A 236-nucleotide genomic window follows, 5' to 3' on the forward strand; every position below is an offset into this window, starting at 1 on the left:
GTACATTTTTATATGGAATACCGACAATAATTGTACGGTCGATTTCTTCAGTTTCACGAAGACGCTCAATTACACGGTGCGCTTTACCAAGCTGAAAATAATCTCTACCATCTTGTGCAATAACAACCGTATGCTTATGGAGAGGTGTGTAATTTACTGGTAAATAAACAAGAAGTGTAAGTTCCTCTTGAAGTGATGTACTAAAAAATGAAATTTCTTCAATTCTCCCTATTGTT

The 236-nt window shown here is 35.2% G+C and carries 1 protein-coding gene; it reads right to left on the minus strand.

The window, feature by feature from the left end:
* Positions 1-236 (minus strand): alpha/beta hydrolase-fold protein (locus tag JDS92_RS30480; RefSeq protein ID WP_242476064.1); only part of this gene is annotated, 236 nt, incomplete at both ends.

It is taken from the genome of Bacillus cereus group sp. N12, from assembly GCF_016483575.1.
GTDB classification, from domain to species: domain Bacteria; phylum Bacillota; class Bacilli; order Bacillales; family Bacillaceae_G; genus Bacillus_A; species Bacillus_A toyonensis.